Raw genomic sequence first — 20426 nt, 5'->3', positions numbered from 1 at the left:
TGCTTCATCCCTGACTGTTCTGGTGACGGTGTTCGTTCGCCGCTTCGATCGCGGCGCGGAGGACCTGGCGGTCGTCGAAGGGACGGACCTGCCCGGCGATCTCCTGGCCCTGTTCGTGGCCCTTGCCCGCGACCAGGACGGTGTCGCCCGGCCGGGCGCGGGCGACGGCGGCGGCGATGGCGGCGGCCCGGTCGGGTTCGACCAGGACGGCGCCGCGCTCGGCGGCGGGCACCTCTGCGGCGCCCGCGAGCATCGCGGTGAGGATCGCGAGCGGGTCCTCGGAGCGGGGGTTGTCGGAGGTCAGTACGGCGGTGTCGGCGAGCCGGGCGGCGGCGGCGCCCATCGGGCCGCGCTTGGTGGTGTCCCGGTCGCCGCCGCAGCCGATGACCACGTGCAGCCGGCCCTCGGTGACCTCGCGGAGCGAGCGCAGCACCGATTCGACGGCGTCGGTCTTGTGCGCGTAGTCGACGACGGCGAGGTACGGCTGGCCGGCGTCGACGCGCTCCAGGCGGCCGGGGACGCCGGGGACGGCGGCGACGCCATCGGCGGCGGTCCGCGGGTCGAGCCCGGCGGTCGCGAGGGTCGCGATGGCGGCGAGGGTGTTGGCGACGTTGAAGGGGCCGGGCAGCGGGGCGGTGGCGGGGATCCGCTCGCCCTCGGGGCCGACGGCCGTGAAGGTGGAGTCGGCGGCGCCCAGGACGACGTCCTCGGCGCGCCAGTCGGCGTCGGCGCTGCCCTCGGCGGAGAAGGTGACGACCGGGACGGTCGCCTCCTTGGCGAGCCGGCGGCCGTACTCGTCGTCGGCGTTCACGACGCCGACCCGGCTGCGCTCCGGGGTGAAGAGGGTCGCCTTCGCCCGGAAGTAGTCCTCCATGTCGGAGTGGAACTCCATGTGCTCCGGGCTGAGGTTGTTGAAGACGGCGACGTCGAAGACGCAGCCGTCGACCCGGCCGAGCACGAGGGCGTGGCTGGAGACCTCCATGGCGACGGCCTCGACGCCCCGCTCGCGCATGACGGCGAAGAGGGCCTGGAGGTCGGTGGCCTCGGGGGTGGTGCGCTCCGACTTGATGCGCTCGTCGCCGATCCGCATCTCGACGGTGCCGACGAGTCCGGTGTGCTTCCCGGCGCCGCGCAGCCCGCCCTCGACGAGGTAGGCGGTGGTGGTCTTGCCGGAGGTGCCGGTGATGCCGATCCGGAGGAGGCCCTCGCCGGGGCGGCCGTAGATCTCGGCGGCGAGTTCGCCCATCCGGCCGCGCGGGTCCCCGACGACGAGGACGGGCAGGCCGGTGGCGGCGGCGCGGTCGGCTCCGGTCGGGTCGGTGAGGACCGCGGCGGCGCCGAGGCCGGCGGCCTGGGCGACGAAGTCGGCGCCGTGCGCGCGGGCACCGGGCAGGGCCGCGTACACGTCCCCGGGGCGCACCGCCCGGGAGTCGTGGGTGATGCCCGAGACCGGGACGTCCTGTGCGGCGTCGGGGAGCTCGGTGCCCAGCCGTGCCGCGAGCTCGCCCAGGGGTGTCGGGCGGGCCCGCTCCGGGCGGGGCGGGGCGGTTCGGGACTGATCAGCGTGTGGCACGGCGGTGAGCGTACCGGGCGCACCCTGCGGGGGACCAAACGAGCCGCGGGCGTCGCCGGAGTTCGATTTCCGGTTCCCGGAATGGGGGGTGATCGTCGTCACTGGTGGTGCTCCCGGGGGTCACGGGGTGGGTTCGAAGGTGACCGGCAGACGCGGGGGCGCGCTGCCGGTGGGGGCCACGTGGAGGGTCTTGAGCGCGAACTCCATGACCTTCTTGTAGATGGGGCCGCAGATCTGGCCGCCGAAGTAGCTGCCCTTGGTGGGGTTCTGGATGGCGCAGTAGACGGTGACCCGGGGCTGGTCCGCGGGGGCGAAGCCGGCGAAGGAGGCGGTGTAGCCCTTGTAGCGGCCGAGTTCGGGGTCGACGCGGTTGGCGGTGCCGGTCTTTCCGGCGACGCGGTAGCCGGGGATGGCGGCCTTGGTGCCGGTGCCCTCGCGGTCGTCGACGACGGATTCCAGCATCTGGGCGAGGGTCTTGGCGGTCTGCTCGCTGACCACGCGGTTCTCGGCGGGCTTCCCGGCGGGGGTGAAGCGCCCGTCGGGGCCCTTGGTGCCGCGGACCAGGGTGGGTTCGATCCGTACGCCTCCGTTGGCGATCGTCGAGTAGACGGAGGCGGCCTGGAGGGCGTTGACGGAGAGGCCCTGGCCGAAGGGGATCGTGTACTGCTGCGAGGTGGACCAGTCCTCGGGCTTGGCGAGGATGCCGGGGGTCTCGCCGGGGAAGCCGAGGCCGGTGGGGCTGCCGATGCCGAAGCGGCGGAGGTAGCCGTCGAGGATCCGGTTGGACTCGGCCTGGTCCTTGCCGAGCTGGCCGGTGGCGAGGATGGTGCCGATGTTGCTGGACTTGGCGAGGACGCCGTTGAGCGTCAGGTACCAGGTCGGGTGGTCGATGTCGTCCTTGAAGAGCCGGTCGCCGCGGTGGAGCCGGTTGGGGACGGTGACGTGGGTGTCGGCGGCGGCCTTGCCCTCCTCCAGGACGGCGGCCATGGACATGACCTTGCTGGTGGAGCCGGGCTCGTAGGCGTCCTGGAGGGCCGCGTTGCCCATGGCGGCGGCATTGGCGGCGGAGAGGTCGTTGGGGTCGAAGCCGGGGGCGTTGGCCATGGCGAGGACCTCGCCGGTGCGGGTGTCCTGGACGATGACGTAACCGCGGTCGGCCTTCGACTTGCGGACCTGCTCGCCGATGGCCTGCTGGGCGGCCCACTGGATGTCCCGGTCGATGGTCAGTTCGACGTCGGAGCCGGGGACGGCGGGGGTGCCCTGGGAGCCGGCGGTGGGGACCTGCCGGCCGCCGGAGGCGGTGAAGCGGATCTTCCCGTCCTTGCCCGCGAGTTCGGGGTCGAGCAGGGACTCGACGCCGCCGGCGCCGCGGCCCTCCGCGTTGACGAAGCCCAGTATCCCGGCGCCGAGGTCCCCGTTGGGGTAGACCCGCTTGGTGCTGGGCTCGCTGAGGACGCCGCCGAGCAGGTTGACACCGGTGCCGCCGGGGGCCTGGGCCTTCTGCGCGTAGACCTTCCTGAGGTCCTTGATCTGGTTCCAGACCTGCGGGGTCTGCTTGCGGGCGAGCAGGGTGTAGCGGGACTTGGGGGTGCGGAGCTTCTTGGCCAGCTCGGCCGGTTCCTTGCCGAGGATCGGGGCGAGGAGCGCGGCGGCCTGCTCGGGCGCGTCGCGGACCTTGGACTCCTCGGGGGTGAAGAGCTTCGGGTCGGCGGTGATGTCGTAGGCGTCGACGCTGCTGGCGAGGGCGATGCCGTTGCGGTCGGTGATCTCGCCGCGCTCGGCGGAGAGCGTGTACTCCTGGTAGCGGTACTTGTCGGCCTTGGCCGCGTACGCGCTGGCGTCGACGGCCTGGACCTGGAGCAGCCGCACCACGAAGACCAGCATGACGAGGGTGAGGCCCAGGGAGATCAGGCGCAGCCGGGGCCGGGGGCTGCCGAGCTTGATGGTGCGGGGCTTGCGGGCCGGCGGGCGGGGCGGTGCCGGGCGGCGCCCGGCGGGGCGGGCGGCGGGCCGGGGGGTGCGGGCGCCGCTCCGGACGCCGGATCCCGCGGAGGCGGGCCGGGGGCGCGCCGCCGGGCGGGCGGGGCCGGGGACGCGGCGGCGCGGGGGCTCCTGGGAGGGCACTGCTCGGTCACCTGCCGGAGGTCGTGGGAGTGGGCGCGGTGGTCTTCGGCGCCGGGGCCGTGGAGCGGGGGGCGGTGCTCGTGCCGGGGGCGGGGGTCCGCGCCGTACCGGACGGGGCCGGGTCGCCGGTGCGGTCCGGGGCGCCGGCCGGCGTGCGGGCGGGCTTCGACGAGGGCTTCGACGAGGGCTTGGGGGACGGCTTCGGGGAGGCGGCGACGGTGGGCTCGCCGAGGACCTTGCCGTCGGGGCCGAGGAAGGCGGGGCTGCCGCCGGGAACCATGCCGAGCTCGCGGGCGCGGCGCTCCAGGGCGTCGGGGGCGGCGTCGGCGTCGACGTCGCGCTGGAGCGCCTGCTCCTCGTCGGTGAGCTCGGTGGTGCGGTCCTTGAGCTCGCGCAGCTGGAAGGAGCCCTGGTTGAGGGCGGAGTTGAGCAGCAGCAGGGTGATGAGGCCGCCGCCGAGGAGGAGGACGACGAGCAGGACGAAGGGGGTGCGGGCGGCCGTGCTGGGCCCGGACGGCATCAGCCGTCCGAGGCGCGCGGCCCGTCCTTTGAGCGGCCCCCTGGCCGCGCTCACAGCACGTCCTCCCGGATGCGCTCGACGCCCCGGAGGCGGGCGGGGGCGGCCCGGCGGTTCTCGGCCACCTCCTCCTCGGTGGGGAGTTCGGCGCCGCGGGTGAGGAGCTTGAGGCGGGGCTGGTACTGCTCGGGGACGACCGGGAGGCCGGGCGGGGCGGTGGTGGCCGCGCCCGCCGCGAAGACCTGCTTGACCAGCCGGTCCTCCAGGGAGTGGTACGAGAGGACGGCGACCCGGCCGCCGACGGCGAGGGCCTTCACGGCGGCGGGGACGGCCCGCTCCAGGACGCTGAGCTCGCCGTTGACCTCGATGCGCAGGGCCTGGAAGGTGCGCTTGGCGGGGTTGCCTCCGGTGCGCTTGGCGGCCTGCGGGAGGGCGTCGCGGATGAGCTCGACGAGCCGGGCGCTGTTGTCGAAGGGTTCCTTCTCGCGCTCGCGGACGATGGCGGAGACGATCCGCTTGGCCTGCTTCTCCTCGCCGTAGGCGCGCAGGATGCGGACGAGTTCGCCGGCCGGGTAGGTGTTGAGGACCTCGGCGGCGCTCATGCCGGTCGTCTGGTCCATGCGCATGTCGAGCGGGGCGTCCTGCGCGTAGGCGAAGCCGCGGTCGGCCTCGTCCAGCTGCATGGAGGAGACGCCGAGGTCGAAGAGGACGCCGTCGACCTTGTCGATGCCGAGCCGGTCGAGGACCTCGGGCAGTTCGTCGTAGACCGCGTGGACGAGGGTGGCGCGGTCCCCGTAGGGGGCGAGCCGCTCGCCGGAGAGGCGCAGGGCCTCCTTGTCGCGGTCGAGGGCGACGAGGCGGGCCTCGGGGAAGGCGCGCAGCAGGGCCTCGCTGTGTCCGCCGAGGCCCAGGGTGCAGTCGACGACGACCGCTCCCGGGCTCTGGAGGGCAGGGGCCAACATGTCCAGGCACCGCTGGAGCATCACCGGGACGTGTCGGTCGTTGCTCAACGCACCCTCTCAGAACGGGCACGGCGAGCGGGAAGGGAGGCCGAGCCGTGGGTGCCGCCGCGCACACGGGGGAGAAACCGCTTCAAATCGCTCGATTGTCTCCAGGAACTCCGCGCCACTCTAGTCCACGGAGGGGGCCGGTCAATCAACCGGCTGGCGCGCCGCGCGGCGCCGGACGCGGTGGCGGACATTCCGGACGGTTCACTCGATCGGCGGCACGCGACGGTCGCTGTGGGTTAGCTCACACGCGAGTTCATTGGCGCTCTTTGTCCTCTTCTCACAGCGGGCCCGCGAGGACGGTGCCCACTACGGTCGAGCCATGACGACCTCCGCACACCCCTCCCCCGGCGCCGGCGACTCGGTCACCGAGCGGCTCGTCGAGGCGAACGCGCGGTACGCCGCCGACTTCACCGACCCGGGCATGGACGCGCGGCCGGTGCTCCGCGTCGCCGTCGTGGCCTGCATGGACGCCCGGCTCGACCTGCACGCCGCACTCGGTCTCGAACTCGGCGACTGCCACACCATCCGCAACGCGGGCGGGGTCGTCACCGACGACGTGATCCGCTCCCTCACGATCAGCCAGCGGGCGCTCGGCACCCGCGCGGTGATGCTGGTGCACCACACCGGCTGCGGCCTGGAGTCGCTCACCGAGGACTTCCGGCACGAGCTGGAGGACGAGGTGGGCCAGCGGCCGGCCTGGGCGGTCGAGGCCTTCCGGGACGTGGACCAGGACGTGCGGCAGTCGATGCAGCGGGTCAGGACCTCGCCGTTCCTGCCGCACACGGACGACGTCCGGGGCTTCGTCTTCGACGTGACGACGGGCTTGCTGCGCGAGATCCATCCTGTGGAGAATGGTTCCGGCACCGGCCCGAGCACATCTTCCGCCGCCGCGTAAGACGACAAACCCCGGCATTCCGCCCACGGTTGTCCACAGGCGAGTGACACGGCCCGGCCATCCCCACAAGAATGCCCGGGTGACACCCCCCGTCCATCCCGGCGGGGGCAGGTGTCCGTGTTCCTGCAAGGCCGAGGAGGGCCGGGGTGACGACCTATGACGACCGAGCGAGCCTCACAGACTTGACCACCACCGCGGAGCGGGTCCGCGGGTCGGTGGAGAGCGTGATCGAGGGCAAGCCCGAGGTCGTACGTCTCGCGCTGACGGTGCTGCTCGCCGAGGGGCACCTCCTCATCGAGGACGTGCCCGGCGTCGGCAAGACCATGCTCGCCAAGACGCTCGCGCGGTCCATCGACTGCTCGGTGCGCCGCATCCAGTTCACGCCCGACCTGCTGCCGTCGGACGTGACCGGCGTGTCGATCTTCGACCAGCAGCGCCGGGAGTTCGAGTTCAAGCCGGGCGCGATCTTCGCCCAGATCGTCATCGGCGACGAGATCAACCGCGCCTCGCCCAAGACGCAGTCCGCGCTCCTGGAGTCCATGGAGGAGCGCCAGGTCACCATCGACGGGCACACCTACGAACTGCCCAGCCCGTTCATGGTCGTGGCCACCCAGAACCCGGTCGAGATGGAGGGCACCTACCCGCTGCCCGAGGCCCAGCGCGACCGCTTCATGGCCCGGGTCTCCATCGGGTACCCGAGCGCCGAGGCCGAGTTCCAGATGCTCGACGTGCACGGCGCGGTCAACCCGCTGGACGACCTCCAGCCGGTCGCCCACGCCCACGAGATCCTCAAGCTGATCGAGGCGGTCCGCACGGTGCACGTCGCCGACGCCGTGCAGCGGTACGCCGTCGACGTCGTCGCCGCCACCCGCAACCACCCCGACCTGCGGCTCGGCGCCTCCCCGCGCGCCACGCTCCACCTGCTGCGGGCGGCCAGGGCCTCCGCCGCCCTCGCCGGCCGCGAGTACGTGCTGCCCGACGACCTCCAGGCGCTCGCCGTGCCGGTCCTCGCGCACCGGCTGCTGCCCACGGCGCAGGCCCAGCTCAACCGCCGCAACGCCGAGCAGGTCGTCCTCGACATCCTCCAGCGGACCCCCGTCCCGTCCGCGGCCCCGCCCGCCGGCCCGCTCTACGGCCGGCAGCCCGGGGGCCGGCAGCTGTGATGGCGACTCCCGCCGCACCCCAGGGGCAGCGGGCCGACGACCGCTCGGGCCCCCGGGCCGAGGACGGCCGGGGCGGCCTGCGGGCCGCCCTCGGCGGGCTCACCACCCGCGGCCGGTCCTTCCTGGCCGCCGGGGCGGCCGCCGCCGTCTGCGCCTACGTGCTCGGCCAGGCCGACCTGCTCCGGGTCGGCCTGCTGCTCGCCAGCCTGCCGCTGATCTGCGCCTTCGTGCTGCACCGCACCCGCTATCGGGTCGCCACCTCGCGCCGGCTCACCCCGCAGCGGGTGGAGGCGGGCACCGAGGCCCGGGTCCAGCTCCGCATGGAGAACATCTCCAAGCTCCCCACCGGGCTGCTGATGCTCCAGGACCACGTGCCGTACATGCTCGGCCCCCGCCCCCGCTTCGTCCTCGACCGGGTCGAGGCCGGCGGCAGGCGCGAGGTCTCCTACCGGGTCCGCTCCGACCTGCGCGGCCGGTTCCCGCTCGGCCCGCTGCAGCTCCGGCTGAGCGACCCCTTCGGCATGTGCGAGCTGACCCGCTCCTTCCACGCGTACGACACCCTGACCGTCGTCCCGCGCACCACCCCGCTGCCCGCCGTCCGGCTGGGCGGCGAGGCCTCCGGATACGGGGAGGGCCGGCAGCGCACGCTCGCCCTCGCCGGCGACGACGACGTCATCCCGCGCGCGTACCGGATCGGCGACGACCTGCGCCGGGTCCACTGGCGCTCCACCGCCCGGTACGGCGAGCTGATGGTCCGCCGCGAGGAGCAGCCCCAGCGCTCCCACTGCACCGTCCTCCTCGACACCCGCCGGGCCGGCTACCAGGGCTCGGGCCCCGACTCCGCCTTCGAGTGGGCCGTCTCCGGCGCCGCCTCCGTCCTCACCCACATGCTGGAGCGGGGCTACGCGGTCCGGCTGCTCACCGACACCGGCACCGCCGTCCCCGGCGAGGGCTCCGACGGCGGGTACGCCGGCACCTCCACCGGCGACTCCGCGGAGACGGCCGGGCTCCTGATGGACACCCTCGCGATCGTCGACCACTCCGACGGCGCCGGGCTCTCCCGCGCCTCCGACGTGCTGCGCGCCGGCGGCGACGGACTGCTCGTCGCCTTCCTCGGCGACCTCGACGAGGAGCAGGCCGCGCTGGCCGGACGGATGCAGGCCCGCGCCGGCGCGGCCGTCGCCTTCGTCCTGGACTCCGGCTCCTGGCTCACCGCCGGCGCCGTGACCGGGGCCGTCGAGGCCCGGATCCGGCAACTGCGCGAGGCCGGCTGGACCGTGGTCTCCGTGCCGCCGGGGGGCCGGATGGCCGACCTCTGGCAGCAGGCCGCCGGGGCGCTGCGGGACACCGCCGCCGCAGACAGCTACGGAGGATGGGCATGAGCGGGCTCACCCGCCTGACACTGGCCGCCTGGGCGGCCTCCCTGATGGCCGCCGGCGCGCTGCTGCCGCTGGTCAAGCCGGCCACCTGGATCTTCACCGCCGCCTTCCTGCTCGCCCTGCAGAGCGGCACCGGCATGCTGGGCCGCCGGGTGCCCCTGGCCCGGCCGCTGACGGTCGGCGCCCAGCTGCTCGTCGGCGTGCTCGCGCTGACCGTGGTCTTCGCCCGCGAGCAGGCGCTCCTCGGCTTCCTGCCCGGGCCGCTCGCGGTCCAGCACGTGGCCGAGCTGTTCCGGCTCGGCGCCGAGGACGTCGGCACCTACGCGATCCCCGCCCCGGACACCGAGGGCATCCGGCTGATGCTGGTCGTCGGCGTGCTGGCGATCGGGCTGCTCGTGGACGTCCTCGCGGTCACCTTCCGACGCGCCGCCCCGGCAGGTCTGCCGCTGCTCGCGCTGTACTCGGTGGCCGCCGGGCTCTCCGGGGGCGGCGCGGGCCGGCTCTGGTTCGTGCTCGCCGCCGCCGGCTACCTGCTGCTGCTCCTCGCCGAGGGCCGTGACCGGCTCTCGGCCTGGGGCCGGGTCTTCGGCGGCGCCCAGCGCAGCGGCCGGTCCGGCACGCTCGTCGGCACCGGGTCGTCCTTCGCGCCGGTGCGCACCGGCCGCCGGATCGGTGCCGTCGCCATGGGCACCGCCCTGGTCGTGCCGCTCGTCCTGCCGGGCTTCTCCGGCGGGCTCCTGGGCACCGGGGGCGGCGGAGGGGCCGCGGGCGGGGGCGGCGGGGGCGGCGGCACCATCGCCGCGGTCAACCCGCTCGTCTCGCTCCAGGACAACCTGCGGCAGCCGGAGGACTTCGAGGTCCTGCGCTACCGCACCAACGCCCTGGACAACAGCGATCTCTATCTGCGGCTCGTCGCCCTCGACCAGTTCGACGGCACGTCGTGGAAGTCCTCGGTCCGCCCGATCGAGGCCGTGCCGAAGTCGCTGCCGTGGCCGGACGGCCTCGCGCAGTCCGTCCGCACCGCCGAGGTGACCAGCAACTTCGTCGCCTCGGAGGGGTACGACCAGAAGTGGCTGCCGATGCCGTTCCCGGCCGCCCGGGTCGACATCGAGGGGCGCTGGCGGTTCGAGCCGGCCGGCCGGATGCTCGTCGGCGACGACAAGCAGACCACCAAGGGCGTCCGCTACCAGGTGACCAGCCTCGACGTGCAGCCCACGGCCGAGCAGCTCGCCGAGGCGGGCCCGGCGCCGGACGCGCTGCTCCGCGAGTACACCAAGGTGCCGGGCAGCCTGCCCGCCGACGTGAAGTCGACGGCCCTGGAGGTCACCAAGGACGCGGCCAACGACTACGAGCGGGCGGTCCGGCTCCAGGACTGGTTCTCGGAGGACGGCGGTTTCCGGTACGACGTCGACGTGACGTCCGGGACGGGCACGGAGGCGATCTCCCGCTTCCTGAAGGACAAGAAGGGATTCTGTATCCACTTCTCCTTCTCGATGGCGGCGATGGCCCGCACGCTGGGCATCCCGGCGCGCGTCGCGGTCGGCTTCATGCCCGGCACCAACCAGTCCGACGGTTCGGTCTCGGTCGGCATCCGGGACGCCCACGCCTGGCCCGAGCTGTACTTCGAGGGCGCCGGCTGGACCCGCTTCGAGCCGACGCCGTCCCGCGGCTTCACCCCCGCGTACACCCGGCAGACCTCGCCCACCACCGGCCCGACCGGTCCGGCGCAGCCCTCGGAGGCGGCCTCGGCCCAGCCCTCGGCGGCGCCGAGCGCCTCGGAGAGCTGCCCGCCGGAGATGCGGCGCCTCGGCGAGTGCGGTCAGCCCGCGACGGCGGCGGACGACGCTTCCTCCGGCGGCGGCACGGACCTCCTGAAGGCCACCGCCTGGACCCTGGCGGTCCTGCTCGTCCTCGCCCTCCCGCTCACCCCGCTCTTCTGGCGGACGCGGGTACGGGCCCGCCGGCTCGGCCCCTCGGGGGGACCGCTGACGGTGTGGCGGGAGATCGGCGACACGGCCTGGGACTACGGGCTCGAACCGGACGACGCGCAGACGCCGCGGCGGACGGCGGAGCGGATCGTCCGGGCGGGTGAGCTGACGGGTGCGGCGGCGGAGTCGGTCCACCGCGTGGCCGGAGCGGTCGAGGAGACCCTCTACGCCCCGTCTCCCCGCCCGGTGGCGGGCCTGGCCGAGGACGCGACCCGCGTCCGCACCGCCTTCCACGCGAACGCCACCCGCGGGGTACGCCTCCGAGCTCTCCTGGCCCCCCGCTCGGCCGTCCGCCTCCACTGGTCCGCCTCCACGAAGTGGACCACCCTCAAGTCCCGGACCCCGGGGCTCCGCGGCAACCTGTGACGGCCCGAGGGCGCCGCCCGCAAGGGCGGTGCCCTCCCTCCGGCGCAGCCGTCGTCCCCGTGGACGGAGGAACGCGGCGTGGGCACCGCCCCGGCGGGTGGAAAACACTGCGCCCCGCCGAGGCTCGGGGCCGGCGGGGCGCGGGTTCGGGGGTGCGGGGTCTCCGCTCAGGGGCGCGTCAGTGGCCGCCGCCCTGCTGCTCGTCGCGGCGTCGCTGCCACCGCGCCTCGATCCGGTCCATCATCGAGCGTCGCGCCTGGGCCTGTCGGCCCCGACCCGTCTGCTGCGCCTGCTCACCCGGCTTCGGCGCCTTGCGCCATCCGGTGACCGCCAGAACCGCGCAGCCCAGCATGACGAGGAATCCCACCACGCTGATCCAGATCAGGCCGTCCTCGTAGAAGACCAGTCCGGCCATGAGGAGCGCGATACCCACCAGGAAGCCGACGACTGCCTGATACACCCGTCGCCGGGTGTACGTGCGCAGCCCGCTTCCCTCGAGCGCTGTCGCGAACTTGGGGTCTTCGGCGTACAGCGCTCGCTCCATCTGCTCGAGCATTCGCTGCTCGTGCTCCGAGAGCGGCACGGAGTCCTCCTAGTCGTCGGTCGCGGGGGCGACCGGTTGCGGCCCTTTCAGGATAGGCAGGGAATCGCCCCCGTGAAACCCGCCCTCAATGCCGATCAGCCCATCCGGGCCGCCACGCGGTTCGGTTGGTGAGGCGTTGATTCCCCAGCCGCCCGCCCGTCATGCCGGATGGTTTCCCTCGATCATACGGCGCGAAGCCGCATATGGGGCGGCCTGTCGCCGAGCGGGGCCCACACCTCCGAACGGGTGGCGGGGCCCCTGGGTTCCACCCGATCAGGCGGGCTTCTCGGCGAGCACGTGGAGCTGGGTGGCGACGGCGTGGAAAGCGGCCAGTTCGGCCGCCGCGGCCTCCAGCTTCAGCAGCGCCTCGGCGGCACCGGGCTCGGTGTCGACGAGGACGCCGGGGACCAGGTCCGCGAAGATCCGTACGCCGTGGACGGCGCTCACGGAGAGCCCGGCCTCCTCGGCGAGGCCGGTCAGCTGCTCGGCGGTGAACCGCCGGGGCACGGGGTCGCCGGCGCCCCAGCGCCCGTCGGGGTCGCCGAGCGCGGTCCGGGCCTCGGTGAAGTGCCCGGCGAGCGCGCGGGCGAGGACCGCGCCGCCGAGCCCGGCGCCGAGGACGCTGAGCGCCCCGCCGGAACGGAGCGCCGCCACCGTGTTCCGCACGCCCTCGGCCGGGTCGTCCACGTACTCCAGGACGCCGTGGCAGAGCACCGCGTCGTAGGCGTCGCGCTCGACCACGTCGAAGAGCCCGCGGACGTCGCCCTGGACGCCGGTCACCAGCTCGGCGACCCCGGCCTCGGCGGCGCGGCGCTCCAGCGCGAAGAGCGCGTTGGGGCTGGGGTCGACGACGGTGACGCGGTGGCCCAGGCGGGCGACCGGCACCGCGAAGTTACCGGAGCCGCCACCGGTGTCCAGGACGTCCAGGACGGCCCGCCCGGTGCCGGCGACCCGGCGGTCGAGGGCGTCCTTGAGGACGTCCCAGACGACGGCGGTGCGCAGGGAGGCGCGCGACGGGCGCGACGACGCCTCACGGCCGAAGACAGCGGAAGGGTCCGGCACGGCTCTTGACTCCTCGGTGACGGGGTCGGACCTCCCCACCCTATGGCCTCGGCGATGCCGTGCGGATCAACCGGCGGCGTCGTCCGCCGGGGGCTGCCGGGGCAGCACCGGCTGGAGCACGAGCAGCCGCTCGACCAGGCGCAGGAAGTGGGCGGCGTCCCTGACGAGGTCGTCGGCCTCGCGCGCGCTCGCGGCGGCGGCGACGCCCGCCTCGGCGAGGGCGCGGCGCGGGGCGCCCGCGGCGAAGAGGGCGCTCCATTCGGTGAGCTCGGGGGCGAGCTGCGGCAGCAGCTCCCAGGCGCTCCTTATGGCCTGGCGCCGGCGGGTGCGGGGCACGGGGCGGGCACGGGCGGCGAGGACGGCGGCCGCGGCGCGCAGGGCGGCGAGGTGCGCGGTGGCGTACCTCTCGTGGGGGCGGTCGAGGGCCGCGGCCTCGTCGATCCCGGCGCGGGCCTTGGCGAGCAGGTCGAGGGCGGCGGGCGGGGCTCCGGTCCTGCGGGACACGGGGTGGACGTCGGCTGCTGCGAAAGGGCTGACCATGACGAGCCTCCTGTCGTCGGGTGACGGCCTTGTCGCCGTCTGTGTCCATCGTGCAGGCACCCACTGACAATCACTCTGACCTGGGGTTTTGCCAGTAGAGCAACTCACGGGTAACTTTTGGACTGACCAGTCAGTTCAAAAGTGGGAAGCGGGGGGTGGATCCATGGGATCCGACGACCTGACCACACGACCGTCTCCGGAGGGGGCCGGCCTCGTCGTCGAGGGGCTCGGGCTCAAGGGCCCCCGCGGCTGGGCCTTCCGGGACGTGTCCTTCCACGCCGGGGCCGGGTCCCTGGTGGCGCTCGAAGGCCCGTCCGGCACCGGCCGCACCTGTCTGCTGCTCGCGCTCACGGGCCGGATGAGGACCAAGGAGGGCACCGCCGAGATCGGCGGGCTGCCGCTGCCGCGCCGGATGGCCGCCGTGCGCCGGATCGCCGCGCTCGGCCAGGTCCCCGGCGTGAGCGAGCTCGATCCGTCCCTGACCGTCGCCGAGCACCTGCGCGAGCGGGCGCTGCTCCAGCACCGGTTCGACGGCTCGGTCCGCGCCCTTCTCCGCCGCCCGGGCACCCGGGCCGCCGAGACCCGGGCCCGGATCGACGAGGCCGTCGCGGCCGCCGGGCTCGACCTCGCCGCCCTGCCGAAGGGCGACAGGACCTCCGTACGGGACCTGGAGCGCCTGGAGGCGCTGCGGCTGTCCATCGCGCTGGCCCTGATCGGCCGGCCCCGGCTGCTCGGCGTGGACGACACGGACCTGAAGCTGTCGGACGCCGACCGGGCCGAGGCCTGGGCGCTGCTGCGCGCGGTGGCCGACGCCGGCACCACCGTCCTCGCCGTCTGCAGCGAGGCCCCGGCCGACGTCCTGCGGATCACCACGGTCACGGCGCCCGCGGCGGCGGACCCGGACGCGAAGAACACGGCCGGGGACGACACCGAGGCCGCCGAGGACACCGAGGACACCGTCGGGAAGTCCGCCGAGGACAGCGCCGAGGACACCGCCGAAGACGACGACACCACCGAGGAGGGGGCGGACGATGCGCTCGCCGAAACTGGCCGCGCTTGAGCTGAGGCGCTTCGGCAGGGGGAAGCTGCCGCGCGCCGCACTCGTCGCGGTCCTGCTGCTGCCGCTGCTGTACGGCGCCCTGTACCTGTACTCGTTCTGGGACCCGTACAGCAGGCTCGACCGGCTGCCCGTCGCCCTGGTCAACGAGGACCGCGGCGCCACCGCCGACGGCAAGCGGATCACCGCCGGCGAGGACATCACCGAGGGGCTGCTCGACAGCAGGACCTTCGAGTGGCACCAGGTCAGCGACGCCGAGGCGCGCGAGGGCGTCGAGGACGGCCGGTACTACCTGTCCCTGACCGTGCCCGGCGACTTCAGCGAGCGGATCGCGTCGAGCTCCGGGGACTCCCCCGAGACCGGCGCCCTGAAGGTCCGGACGAACGACTCCAACAACTACATCGTCGGCCAGATCTCGCGGACGGTCTTCTCCGAGGTGCGCACCGCCGCCTCCACCAAGTCCTCGCGGACCTTCCTCGACAAGATCTTCATCTCCTTCTCCGACATCCACGAGGCCACCGCCGAGGCCGCCAAGGGCGCCGCCGACCTGAAGAAGGGCGTGGACAAGGCCAAGAAGGGATCCAAGGACCTCACCGACGGCCTCACCGACGCCAAGACCGGCAGCAGCGACCTCGCCGCCGGCCTGAAGAAACTGGACAAGGGATCCAAGGACGTCCAGACCGGTACGCGGAAGGTCGCGGACGGCACCCAGGCGCTCGCCGACAAGGTGAACGGCACCGCCGACAAGGTCCGCCCGTACCTCGCGAACAACGGCACCTCCATCCGCGACACCGCCAAGCTGGTCTCCGACTCGGCCACCGCGGCCCGCAACGACCTGGAGGACCTGGTCCGCCGCGCCCCGCTGCTGCGCACCGCCGCCCACAAGGCCGACGACACGCTCTCCCGGCTGCACCGCGAGTCCTGCGCGAAGCCCGGCACCACCCCGCCGATCGAGCTGCCCGAGGGCGTGACCCTGCCCGAGGGGTTCGCCCTCCCCGACAACAAGGAGTTCTGCGCCGCCCTGAAGGAGGCGTCGACCAACGCCGGGGACGTCGCGACCGTCGCGGACGACGTGCACCGGCTGGCCAAGGGCAGCGACGGCGACCTGAAGACGCTCGACGAGCGGCTGAAGAAGCTGAAGAAGCAGGCCGACGAGCTGGCCGCCCGCGCCCCGCACCTGGACGAGGACGTCGAGGGCGCCATCCGCAAGATCAACGAGCTCAACAGGGGCGCGAAGAAGGTCGCCGACGGCGCCGCGCAGCTGCACACCGGCGTCACCGGCGCCCGCGCGGGCTCGGTCAGCCTGGACACCGGCGTCGGCAAGCTCAAGAAGGGCGCCGGCGACCTCGACGGCGGCCTGTTCAAGCTCGCCGACGGCTCCGGCTCGCTCGCCACCGGCCTCAAGGACGGCGTCGACCAGATCCCGGACTACGACAAGGAGGAGCGCGACCGGCGTACGGAGGTCATGGCCGACCCGGTGCAGCTGGCCGCCCAGTCGCTCCACAAGGCGCCGAACTACGGCACGGGCTTCGCCCCGTACTTCATCCCGCTCTCCCTCTGGGTCGGCGCGATGGTCGCGTACATGATCATCCAGCCGATGAACCGGCGGGCCCTCGCCGCGGGCGCCTCCGCCTGGCGGATCGCGCTGGCCGGCTGGTTCCCGGTGGCGGCGATCGGCGTCCTCCAGGTCGGCGCGCTGCTCTCCGTCCTGCACTGGGGCCTCGGCCTGGAGATGGCCAGGGCGGCCGGCACGGTCGGCTTCCTCGCCCTCGTGACCTGCTGCTTCGCCGCGATCATCCAGTGGCTCAACGCCCGCTTCGGCGCGGCCGGAAGGATCCTGGTCCTGGCCCTCCTCATGGTCCAGCTGACCTCGGCGGGCGGCACCTACCCGGTGCAGACCAGCCCGGGCTTCTTCAACGCCGTCCACCCCTTCCTGCCGATGACCCACGTGGTCGAGGCGCTGCGCCGGCTCATCTCCGGCGGCGGCCTCGCCCCGGTCTGGGAGGCGGTCGCCGTCCTCGCCGCCTTCACCCTGGGCGCGCTCGCCCTGACCGCGGTCACCGCGCGCCGCAAGCAGGTGTGGACACTGGACCGGCTCCACCCCGAGCTGTCGCTGTGACCGGGCCGGCCTCTGTGAGAATCGACCCCATGGACAGCAGCAGCACCCGCCGCCAGGCCACCCGCGCCAAGCTCTACGAGGCGGCCGTCACCCTCATCGCCGAGCAGGGCTTCTCCGCCACGACGGTCGACGAGATCGCCGAGCGGGCCGGGGTGGCCAAGGGCACGGTCTACTACAACTTCAAGAGCAAGACCGAGCTCTTCGAGGAGCTGCTGCGCCACGGCGTCTCCCTCCTCACCGCCTCCCTGCGGACGGCGGCCGAGGAGACGGCGGCGGGCGGCGGCAGCCGGGTCGCCGCGCTGGACGCGATGATCCGCGCCGGCCTCGTCTTCATCGACCGCTACCCCGCCTTCACCCAGCTGTACGTGGCCGAGCTCTGGCGCACCAACCGCGCCTGGAACTCCACGCTCCTGGTGGTCCGCCAGGAGGCCGTCGCCGTCGTCGAGGGCGTCCTGCGCGAGGGCGTCGAGGCGGGCGAACTCAGCGACGAGATCGACGTCCAGCTCACGGCGGCGGCCCTGGTCGGCATGGTCCTCGTCGCCGCCCTGGACTGGAAGGCCTTCCAGAGCGAGCGCTCCCTGGACGACGTCCACGCGGCGCTGTCCCTGCTGCTGCACGGGCGCGTGGGCGGAGGCTGCTGATTCGGGTCCTGGATCCTGGATCCGATATCCAGGACCCAGGAGGTTGGATCCGAAATCCGGGACATTGGATACCGGATCCAGGATGCTGAAACCCGGATGCTGAAACCCGGATGTTGGATCCCGGATGTTGGATCCCGGATCCAATATCCGGGCGATGCGATCCAGAAACTCGGATCCCAGAAATGGGATCCACGCAACGAAAGCGCCGGTCCCCGCGAGGCTCGATCCCCCCGAGCCACGCCGGACCGGCGCTTCCTTTCGTACACCCCCGTGCACGTCCCCCGTGCCGGCAGGCGCGCGGCCCCGCTCCGCCGCCCCGTGTCGGCGGTTCGGGAGCCGCGCCCCTTCCGTGGGCTCCACTCTCTCCTCCCGGCGGGTTCCGCCCCATCCGCGCGCGTACTCATCTCGGCGCCTAGGTACGGATACTCAGTCGACGCCCGTGACGGACGGGCGCGGCCTCGTTACGATCACGAGCGTGTCCGTACTCCCCCTGGTCTTCACGAGCGGCTGGGCGAGCGGGATCAACGCCTACGCGGTGGTCCTGCTCCTCGGTGTCTTCGGTGCGACCGGGCTCACCGACGAGGTGCCCGAGGCGCTCCAGCGCACGGACGTCCTGATCGCGGCCGGCGTGCTCTTCCTCATCGAGGCGGTCGCGGACAAGGTGCCGTACGTGGACAACGTGTGGGACTCGGTCCACACGGTGATCCGGCCGGTCGCGGGTGCCGTGGTGGCCGCGCTGCTGGCCGGCGAGAGCGGTTCGCTGCCGGAGCTGGCGGCGGGGGCGATCGGCGGGTCGACGGCGCTGATGAGCCATCTGGTCAAGGCCGGGACGCGGATGGCGGTGAACACCTCGCCGGAGCCGTTCTCCAACATCGCGATCAGCACGGGCGAGGATCTCGCGGTCGCCGGTGTCATCACGTTCGCCATATTCCATCCGGTGGCGGCGGCGGTGATCGCCGCCGTGCTGCTGGCGCTCGGCATCTGGCTGCTGGTCTTCCTGGCGTCCCGGATCCGGCGGTTCCTGCGCCGCCGGGCGCAGCGCCGCGAGGAGCGCAGGCCGGCGGCGGCGGAGGGCGGTCCACCTGCGGACCGGTCTGTCGGCGGGGGCCGATAGGGTCCCTGACATGGGACGGATTGTGGTGATCGGCGCGGGTCTCGGCGCCATGGCGGCGGCGGCCAGGCTCGCGGTCGCCGGACACACGGTGACGGTGTACGAGCGGACGTCGACGTACGGCGGGGCGGTGGGCCGTTTCGAGCGCGAGGGCTTCGCCTTCGACACCGGCCCCGGGCTGCTGCACCTGCCGGCGGTCTACCGCGACCTGTTCGTGAAGACGGGGAAGCGGCCGCTGGAGGAGTGCGTCGGGCTGAGCCAGGTCGATCCGGCCGCCCGGCACGTCTTCGCCGACGGCACGCGCGTGGACCTGCCGAACGCCTCGCGGGCCGGCACGGTCGCCGCCCTGGACGCGGCGCTCGGCGCGGGCGCGGGCGAGCGCTGGGGGGACTTCCTGGTGCGGGCCCGTGAGGCGTGGGACCGGACCCGTCGCCCGCTCCTGGAGGAGCCGCGGCCCGCCGACCCGAAGGCGCTCGCCCGGGAGCCGTACCCGGCGCCGAAGGCGGGGCTGCTGCGCCGTCCGACGCGGACGCTGGCCCAGGTCGGCGAGCGGGAGCTGCGCGATCCCCGGCTGATCGCGCTCCTGGACTCGTACGCGGAGGCGTACGGCTTCCCGGCGGCCGACGCCCCGGCGTCCGCCGCCGTCCTGCCGTACATGGAGCAGAGCTTCGGCAGCTGGTACGTGGCGGGCGGGATCCGGGCGCTCGCGGAGGCGGTGTACGAGCGCTGCCGGGAGCGGCGGGTGGAGTTCGTCTTCGACGCGCGCGTGGACGAGGTGGTGACCGAGGGCGGCCGGGCGGCCGGGGTCCGGCTGGAGTCGGGCGAGACCGTGGCGGCGGACCACGTGGTCGCGGGCGCGCCGGTGCCCGCGCTCTACCGCGAGCAGGTGGTGCCCTGGGAGCGTGCCGACGAGTGGCCCGCCTTCCAGGGGCACGGCACGGGCCGGCTGACGGTCCTGCTGGCGCTGCGCGGCGGCCGCGAGGAGGGCGCCGCCCACCGGACGGTCGTCCACGGGGACGGGAGCCGGCCGACGGCGACCGTGCTGCGGCCGGACGACCCGGCGCTGCGGCCCGACGCGGACCACGAGTCGGTGACGGTCTCGGCGCGCGTGGACCTGGCGCGCGGACAGGATTGGTCGGAGCTCGCGGGGCGGCTGGTGGAGGCCGCGGGGCGTGCCGTGCCGGGCCTGGCGGAGCGGCTGCTCTGGCAGGAGGTCCGCACCCCGGAGGACGTACGGGAGGCGACGGGGACGGCCGAGGTGCCGGGTCCGGCGCTGGCGGACGCCCGGGGCCGGTGGCTGCCCGCCGCCAACGTCTCCCCCGTGCCCGGTCTGTACTTCGCGGGCGGCTGGTCGCATCCGGGCGGCGGGCTCGCCCACGCGGGCATGTCGGGCGCGCTGGTGGCCGGTCTGATCGTGGAGGGCGCGGAGTTCCGCGGCTCGCAGTGAGCCGCGGCCCCTCCCCGTCGGCTCAGTAGCGGTACGGGGACTGCTCGTCCTGCGGCTGCTGCTGCTCGTAGCCGTACTGCCCCGGCGCATAGGCCTGCGGCGGCTGGTCCGTGTCGCGCTGCTGCGGGACCCAGACGCCGCCGGGCGGCGTGTCGTACGCGTACGAGGGGGCGTAGGGGTCGCCGTAGTACTGGGTGTACTGCTGGCCGTCGGTGCCGGGGCCGATGTACGGGTCGGAGTAGGCGGCGTACTGCTGCGGGGCGCCGGCGGTGCCGTAGTCGTAGGCGGGCTGCTGCTGCTCGTAGCCTGCGGCGTAGGTGTCGTAGGCGTAGCCGGTGGTGTCGTAGCCGGGCTGCTGCTCGTAGCCGGACGGCTGCGGGTCGTAGACGCCGTACTGGCCGGTGTCCTCGGGCAGGGGCTGCGGTTCGTGGACGTAGGCGGGGGCGTCGCCGGCGGGCTGTCCCTCGGCGTCGGGGCCGGGGGTGTGGGCCGCGGCGGAGTCGTCGTAGGAGAGGCCGGAGACCTCCAGGGTGGGGCCGGCCTCGGGGGCCGGGCCCGCCTTGCGGCGGCGGCTGGCGCCGGGGGTGCCGCCGATCGCCCAGCCGGTGGAGAAGCCGCGGCGGAAGGAGAGGGTCACGAAGGTCTGGCCGACGGCGAAGGCGACCGCGCCGGCGATGATGACCGCCACGGAGGGCAGCAGCACGCCGGCGACCACGCCGAGGAAGCCGCAGAAGGCGAGGATCCGCCAGCGCAGCCGTGCCTTGTACTGGAGGAGCACCTCGCCGAGCAGCCAGAGCGCCACCAGGCCGAACGCGATGTAGAGGACCGTCCACCCCATGCCCCGCCGCCCC

General features: G+C 74.1%; 17 protein-coding genes. 9 read left to right on the top strand and 8 right to left on the bottom strand.

Annotated elements, in window-relative coordinates; all coding sequences use genetic code 11:
* Positions 1-4: 4 nt before the first annotated feature.
* The 4 genes from AB0E19_RS06615 to rsmH are packed head-to-tail and all read right to left on the bottom strand — an operon-like array spanning position 5 to position 5224.
* Positions 5-1675 carry a UDP-N-acetylmuramoyl-L-alanyl-D-glutamate--2,6-diaminopimelate ligase gene (locus tag AB0E19_RS06615; RefSeq protein ID WP_362174299.1) on the bottom strand — a complete coding sequence of 557 codons (1671 nt, stop codon included), beginning with the start codon at positions 1673-1675 and terminating at the stop codon, positions 5-7.
* Between the two features lie 18 nt (positions 1676-1693).
* A complete protein-coding gene (locus tag AB0E19_RS06610; protein ID WP_362174296.1) occupies positions 1694-3697 on the bottom strand; it encodes a penicillin-binding protein 2 in 2004 nt (667 codons plus the stop codon).
* Between the two features lie 7 nt (positions 3698-3704).
* Positions 3705-4217 (bottom strand): cell division protein FtsL, encoded by a 513-nt coding sequence (locus tag AB0E19_RS06605; protein ID WP_362174896.1) that lies wholly within the window; start codon positions 4215-4217, stop codon positions 3705-3707.
* Positions 4218-4267: 50 nt separating this feature from the next.
* Positions 4268-5224, bottom strand: a complete 957-nt coding sequence (rsmH, locus tag AB0E19_RS06600) for a 16S rRNA (cytosine(1402)-N(4))-methyltransferase RsmH (RefSeq protein WP_362174292.1) — start codon at positions 5222-5224, stop codon at positions 4268-4270.
* Between the two features lie 319 nt (positions 5225-5543).
* On the opposite strand from rsmH, the gene AB0E19_RS06595 reads away from it, so the two are divergent.
* The 4 genes from AB0E19_RS06595 (at position 5544) to AB0E19_RS06580 (ending at position 11015) form a co-directional block, all read left to right on the top strand.
* The gene (locus tag AB0E19_RS06595) at positions 5544-6119 is read left to right on the top strand and encodes a carbonic anhydrase (protein WP_360600384.1); all 576 of its coding nucleotides are present in this window, start codon (positions 5544-5546) and stop codon (positions 6117-6119) included.
* Positions 6120-6265: 146 nt separating this feature from the next.
* Positions 6266-7282: a MoxR family ATPase gene (locus tag AB0E19_RS06590; RefSeq protein ID WP_362174289.1), complete on the top strand. Its 1017-nt coding sequence runs from the start codon at positions 6266-6268 to the stop codon at positions 7280-7282.
* The gene (locus AB0E19_RS06585; protein WP_362174286.1) at positions 7282-8664 is read left to right on the top strand and encodes a DUF58 domain-containing protein; all 1383 of its coding nucleotides are present in this window, start codon (positions 7282-7284) and stop codon (positions 8662-8664) included. The genes AB0E19_RS06590 and AB0E19_RS06585 overlap by 1 nt, the downstream gene beginning before the upstream one ends.
* Positions 8661-11015, top strand: coding sequence for a DUF3488 and transglutaminase-like domain-containing protein (locus tag AB0E19_RS06580; RefSeq protein ID WP_362174283.1), 2355 nt, complete (start codon positions 8661-8663; stop codon positions 11013-11015). The genes AB0E19_RS06585 and AB0E19_RS06580 overlap by 4 nt, the downstream gene beginning before the upstream one ends.
* A gap of 178 nt (positions 11016-11193) precedes the next feature.
* Here the strand turns inward: AB0E19_RS06580 and AB0E19_RS06575 are convergent, their stop codons facing one another.
* The 3 genes from AB0E19_RS06575 to AB0E19_RS06565 form a co-directional block, all read right to left on the bottom strand.
* Complete coding sequence (locus AB0E19_RS06575; RefSeq protein ID WP_362174280.1) at positions 11194-11598, bottom strand: DUF3040 domain-containing protein; 405 nt, start codon at positions 11596-11598, stop codon at positions 11194-11196.
* A gap of 273 nt (positions 11599-11871) precedes the next feature.
* Positions 11872-12660, bottom strand: coding sequence for a methyltransferase (locus AB0E19_RS06570; RefSeq protein ID WP_362174278.1), 789 nt, complete (start codon positions 12658-12660; stop codon positions 11872-11874).
* 66 nt (positions 12661-12726) lie between these two features.
* Positions 12727-13200, bottom strand: coding sequence for an SAV_6107 family HEPN domain-containing protein (locus AB0E19_RS06565; protein WP_362174276.1), 474 nt, complete (start codon positions 13198-13200; stop codon positions 12727-12729).
* Positions 13201-13363: 163 nt separating this feature from the next.
* Between AB0E19_RS06565 and AB0E19_RS06560 the strand changes: the two genes are divergently transcribed.
* The 5 genes from AB0E19_RS06560 (at position 13364) to AB0E19_RS06540 (ending at position 19575) form a co-directional block, all read left to right on the top strand.
* Complete coding sequence (locus AB0E19_RS06560) at positions 13364-14260, top strand: ATP-binding cassette domain-containing protein (RefSeq protein ID WP_362174272.1); 897 nt, start codon at positions 13364-13366, stop codon at positions 14258-14260.
* Entirely contained in the window at positions 14232-16376 is a 2145-nt protein-coding gene (locus tag AB0E19_RS06555; protein ID WP_362174269.1) for a YhgE/Pip domain-containing protein, read from the top strand. The genes AB0E19_RS06560 and AB0E19_RS06555 overlap by 29 nt, the downstream gene beginning before the upstream one ends.
* Before the next feature lie 29 nt (positions 16377-16405).
* The gene (locus tag AB0E19_RS06550; protein ID WP_362174266.1) at positions 16406-17017 is read left to right on the top strand and encodes a TetR/AcrR family transcriptional regulator; all 612 of its coding nucleotides are present in this window, start codon (positions 16406-16408) and stop codon (positions 17015-17017) included.
* Between the two features lie 475 nt (positions 17018-17492).
* Positions 17493-18131, top strand: coding sequence for a DUF4126 domain-containing protein (locus tag AB0E19_RS06545; RefSeq protein WP_362174263.1), 639 nt, complete (start codon positions 17493-17495; stop codon positions 18129-18131).
* A gap of 10 nt (positions 18132-18141) precedes the next feature.
* Entirely contained in the window at positions 18142-19575 is a 1434-nt protein-coding gene (locus AB0E19_RS06540; protein WP_362174260.1) for an NAD(P)/FAD-dependent oxidoreductase, read from the top strand.
* A gap of 22 nt (positions 19576-19597) precedes the next feature.
* Here AB0E19_RS06540 and AB0E19_RS06535 read toward each other — a convergent pair whose 3' ends face one another.
* Positions 19598-20413, bottom strand: coding sequence for a hypothetical protein (locus AB0E19_RS06535; protein WP_362174257.1), 816 nt, complete (start codon positions 20411-20413; stop codon positions 19598-19600).
* Positions 20414-20426 lie beyond the last annotated feature (13 nt).

This window comes from Streptomyces sp. NPDC047974, from assembly GCF_040653375.1.
Taxonomy (GTDB): domain Bacteria; phylum Actinomycetota; class Actinomycetes; order Streptomycetales; family Streptomycetaceae; genus Streptomyces.
This window is presented reverse-complemented; position numbering and strand designations above follow the sequence as displayed.